This window comes from uncultured Flavobacterium sp. (genome assembly GCF_963975005.1).
Classification (GTDB): domain Bacteria; phylum Bacteroidota; class Bacteroidia; order Flavobacteriales; family Flavobacteriaceae; genus Flavobacterium.
Genome location: NZ_CAXBFR010000168.1, coordinates 1 through 4,840 on the forward strand (window position 1 = coordinate 1; position 4,840 = coordinate 4,840).

Here is a 4,840-nt window from a genome sequence, read left to right on the forward strand (position 1 = left end):
GGATTGCTTCCAACCAAACGAGTATCAAACAGACAATGGAACTGCATACCTCAAGAGCAAAAGAATTTAGTAGTAAAATTAGCTTTAGATTATCCTGATTTATCTTCTCGTGAATTAGCTTATAAAATGACCGTTGAACAACAAATATTTATATCAGAATCTAGTGTTTACATAATTTTAAAGTCAAGAGGTTTAATTATAGTTCCAGCTCATATTTTTCTGAGTGAAAGTAATGAATTTATAGATAAAACATGCTTTTATCATCAAATGTGACAAACAGATTTTACCTATTTTAAATATTGGGATTGCATTATTTAATTACGGTTTTGATGATTACAGCAGGTATATTGTGCACTGGGAACTTTGTTCAAATATGAAAGCCGATGATGTGAAAATAACCGTTGATATGGCAATTCAAAAGGCTAAATTAATTACCAAACAAAAACTAAAATTATTATCAGATAATGGCTCATGTTATATTGCAAGTGAACTAAAATCGTATTTAAAAGACAATTATCAGATGCAGCAAGTGCATGGCAGACCCAATCATCCAAAAAAAAAGGAAAAATTGAACGCTACCACAGAACCATGAAAAATGATGTGAAACTTGATAATTACTTCGCTCCAGAAGAATTAGAAGCTGCTTTACAAAAGTTTATTAACCGATACAATAATGAGCGATATCATGAATCATTAAACAACTTAACACCTGCAGATGTGTATTTTGGAAGAGGAGAAATGATATTAAAAGAAAGACAAAAATTAAAGAAAATTGCAATTATTAATCGCAGAAATGAGTACCAAAAATTAAAATTAACAACAAATCAAAAAAAACATTTATCTTTGAATTATTAACTAAATACTCTCTTAGGAAAAGTCCACTTTAGTTTGAAGACATATAATTTTATCTTGTTGATGCATTTGTTTAGGAGTTAAGATATAGTTGGAATAATGAGGCCTTATGTTATTATAGATATCTATTGCATTTTTAACCAAAATCTTCATAATTGGAAGTTCTTTATTATACTTATCAATATTAAATTCTTGTTTTAATATGCCATTTATTCTTTCTGCTACAGTATTTTCATAAGGATCGGAGTTTTGAGTCATACTGCATTTTATATTGTTTTTAGTTAATATTTTTTGATATTTATTAGCGCAATATTGTAATCCTCTATCTGAATGGTGTATGAGTGATATTTCTTTATTTTTTAGTTGTTTTACTGCATTTTTTAATGCTACTAAACTACTTTCGGTATTCATGTTATCAGGTAGATTATAACCCATTATCTTTTTAGAATAAGTATCTGTTATTAAACTTAAATAACAAGGATTTTCTCTTTTTCCTATATATGTTATATCTGACACCCAGACCTGTTCTGGACGTTTAATCTCTAAATCTAAAATTTGATTTTGATGCTTTATAAAGCGATGATGTGAGTTAGTTTTTATATGATACGAACGTTTTGGTTCAATTAATAAATGATTTACTCTTAATATATTGATAAATTTATCTCTTTCTGTCTTTAACTTTTTCAATTTATTATTTAAAATAAAATATAGCTTTATAGCCCCAATTCTGGGCATTAATTATCTAATTTCTTAAACTATAAAAACTATTATTAAGGCTTTATCCTGTATAAGCATTCTTGTTTTAATTTTTCGATAATAAACCTATATATATATATATATATAACCCAAACAAAGCACAGGCAAACATTGCTGTTTGCTGTTGTTGTTCTTTAAAAATGCAGATTGTTCGGGTGATGAGTTTTTTCATATTTCAATTTGATATTCTTTCCTTTTAAAATTAATCATTATATTAAAAAAATCGCTTTATTATCGGCAACAAAAGCTTCTTGTTCTAAAAGCTCTTTTTGCTCCTCTAATAAATAATTTTGACTTCAAGTTTCATTATTTTCTGCTCAGGAGATTTTGACATAATAGTGGTGTTTGATTTTTCCAATAAAAATTACCAATTTTTCGTAACCATTATACAATAGTTGAGTAAGATTGAAAATCATAATCATTTTTTACTTTTTGTAATTGAAATTAGTCTTCGTTCAATTTCTTAAATAATTTACAATTTAAAAAATATTCTATGGTCTTTCTGATTAAGATTTACAGAGCGTGTTTCTTAATGTCTATCCATTCGGGTATTTCTTTATATTGCAATTTCAGGACACGACACATATAGAAAATAAAAAACCTCTAAATTTTATTTTAGAGGTTTTTATTATGCCAATTTCTTTATAAAAAATGCAATAAAAATTATATGTTTAATTTTTCACTTTAAAGAGTAAATTTTAAGTAAAATTCATTAGTATTGTTCGCTCTTGCTAACAATTGTCTTTGCATCATATATTCATAAGCAAAACCTAATTGTAATCTTTTGCTTATAGTGAATTTAACCATTCCTGCTAACGAATTGTCTGTTCTGTAGGTTACTCCAAGATCAAATTTGTTATTGAAAACGGTTGTTGCTGTAAAGTCAGTTGAAAATGGTGCTCCGTTTACATAACGAACCATCACCGATGGCAATAAGTCAACTGAAGAACTTAGTTCAAAATTGTATCCACTTGACATATACAAGTGTACACGATCTGTCGATACAGTAGCGTAACCATCCTCATTTCTTGCTCTTTCGGTATTTAACATTTTTGGGGTAGACAAAGAAACATAGTATTTGTCATGTTTTAAGTAAAATCCCATTCCAATATTGGGATTAAACCTTGAAAAGGATTGTAAACTTGGATCCACAACAAAGTTATAGGTTTGTAATCCATTAGTATTTACTTCATAATTATTACCTCCAACTTTTACACCCATAAATAAATCTAACTTGTCTGATAATTTAACATCGTAAGATAAATCAATTGCAAAAAAAGTTTGTTTCTCAATAAAAACTTTGTCGTGAACAAAAGAAAGTCCTAATGAGAATTTTTTTTCTCCTAAAGGGGCCATAAAAGAAAAAGCTTGAGTCTCTGGAGCATTTTCTACTCCTGTCCATTGCCTTCTAATGGTAGACTGAATACTACTTTCTGCTTCCACTCCTACATAAGCAGGATTCACTAAATTTAAATGATTTTTATAGAAAGTAATAATACTCTCTTGTTGAGCCAATAGACTACTGCTTGTTAGTAAAAGAAGAGCTATTAGAATAATTGTTTTTTTCATTGTGTAGATATTTATTGTTTTTTCATTTTCATATGTAATGCCATGATTAAAATCTCGTTGGATTTTGTGTTTTACAACTCACGGCATTTCCATATTTCTAAAAATTATTTAGTGATATAAACCCAACCATCATAAATTGTTCCATTACCATCTAAATCAATTTGGTAATAGTAAGAACCACTATCTGGTAAAGATTGAGATCTGTTTTTAAAATGTCCATCCCAATCATTTTGGTAGTTTCTAGCCTCAAACACTAAATCTCCCCAACGGTTGAAAACACGCACATAATTATTTGGATGGTTTTCAATATTGTAAATCATCCACGTATCATTTATACCATCTCCATTTGGTGTAATGGCTTGCGATATATTTATCTCTATCGTATCACAAACATCTCCTATACCATCATTATCTCTATCTTCTTGGTATGGGTTATAAGTTAATGGACAGTTGTCATCCACATCATCAATTCCATCATTATCATCATCATCATCACATACATCTCCTAAACCATCATTATCATTATCAGCTTGGTCAGGATTATAAGTTAAAGGACAATTATCATCAATATCAATTACTCCATCATTATCATCATCATCGTCACAATTATCTTTAATGCCATCATTGTCATTATCTCCATCTGTAGATATTACCGTAACAATTGCAGTTTGTGTCGCAATATTTCCATAAATATCTGTAACTGTTAAAGTCACTGTGTTAGCACCTAAGTTATTACAATTAAAGTTTTCGATATCTATTGTAATACTTGCAATTGTACAGTTATCCGTTGAACCATTGTCTATCTGAGACGCAGTAATACTTGCTTCTCCAGAAGCATCTAAAGTAACCGTTAATGGCTGGGTAATAACTGTTGGCAGAGTAGTATCTTGAACTGTTACTACTTGAGTAGCCGTTGCAGTATTTCCTAAACCATCTATTACTGTCCATGTTACTGTTGTGTTTCCTATTGGGAAAGCTAATGGCGCATCATTAGTCACACTTGCCACTGTACAGTTGTCTGCAGTTATTGGTGTTCCTAAAGCAACCCCTGTAGCAGTACAACCTGAATTAGTTGTAGTGTTAATTGCAGCTGGTGCTGAAATAGTAGGATTAGTAACATCTACTATTGTTCCAATTGTGAACGATTGAGTAGTTGTACATCCATTTGCATCTGTAACAGTAACAACATATATTCCGTCCATTAAGCCTGTTGCAGTAGCATTTGAACCTCCTGAAGGAGACCATGAATAAGTATATCCTGCTGTTCCTCCTGTTACACTAACTGTTGCTGAACCATCTGAAAAGCCTACACAAGAAACATCTGTTGTTGAACCAATCGATGCAATCAAAGCTGTTGGCTCTGTAATTGTAAAACTTTGAGTAACCGTACATCCGTTTGCGTCTGTAACGGTACATATCCATGTTCCTGCTATTAAGCCAGTGACTGAAGCTGTTGTATCTCCTGTAGGAGTACCTGTCCAATCAAAAGTATAAGGAGCCGTTCCACCTGTTGGTGTGTTTACTGTTGCTGTACCATTTGAACCACCATTACAAGCAATGTTTGTTTGTGAAGCTGGTGTTAATGAAAGTACAGTTGGCTCAGTAATCGTAAAACTTTGTGTAGCTGTACAAGAATTCGCATCAGTAACAGTTACAGTATAAG

General features: G+C 30.8%; 6 protein-coding genes. 3 read left to right on the top strand and 3 right to left on the bottom strand.

Annotation, left to right across the window (positions count from 1 at the left end):
• The 3 genes from AACZ53_RS13820 to AACZ53_RS13830 form a co-directional block, all read left to right on the top strand.
• A partial coding sequence (locus AACZ53_RS13820; protein ID WP_339839639.1) for a helix-turn-helix domain-containing protein occupies positions 1–273 on the top strand: 273 nt, incomplete at its 5' end.
• A 31-nt stretch (positions 274–304) separates the two neighbouring features.
• Positions 305–592, top strand: a complete 288-nt coding sequence (locus AACZ53_RS13825; protein ID WP_339839652.1) for a DDE-type integrase/transposase/recombinase — start codon at positions 305–307, stop codon at positions 590–592.
• Entirely contained in the window at positions 589–855 is a 267-nt protein-coding gene (locus AACZ53_RS13830) for an integrase core domain-containing protein (RefSeq protein ID WP_339839641.1), read from the top strand. Before AACZ53_RS13825 ends, AACZ53_RS13830 begins: the two co-directional genes overlap by 4 nt.
• A 12-nt stretch (positions 856–867) precedes the next feature.
• Here the strand turns inward: AACZ53_RS13830 and AACZ53_RS13835 are convergent, their stop codons facing one another.
• The 3 genes from AACZ53_RS13835 to AACZ53_RS13845 form a co-directional block, all read right to left on the bottom strand.
• Positions 868–1,587, bottom strand: a complete 720-nt coding sequence (locus AACZ53_RS13835) for an IS3 family transposase (RefSeq protein WP_339839643.1) — start codon at positions 1,585–1,587, stop codon at positions 868–870.
• A gap of 705 nt (positions 1,588–2,292) precedes the next feature.
• Entirely contained in the window at positions 2,293–3,177 is an 885-nt protein-coding gene (locus tag AACZ53_RS13840) for a PorP/SprF family type IX secretion system membrane protein (protein WP_339839646.1), read from the bottom strand.
• 104 nt (positions 3,178–3,281) lie between these two features.
• Positions 3,282–4,840 (bottom strand): gliding motility-associated C-terminal domain-containing protein (locus AACZ53_RS13845; RefSeq protein WP_339839649.1); only part of this gene is annotated, 1,559 nt, incomplete at its 5' end.

Bases quoted from the DNA above. Each gene is read 5' to 3' on its own strand.
- AACZ53_RS13840 (WP_339839646.1), bottom strand. From the start codon at position 3,177: ATGAAAAAAACAATTATTCTAATAGCTCTTCTTTTACTAACAAGCAGT.
- AACZ53_RS13835 (WP_339839643.1), bottom strand. From the start codon at position 1,587: ATGCCCAGAATTGGGGCTATAAAGCTATATTTTATTTTAAATAATAAA.
- AACZ53_RS13830 (WP_339839641.1), top strand. From the start codon at position 589: ATGAAAAATGATGTGAAACTTGATAATTACTTCGCTCCAGAAGAATTA.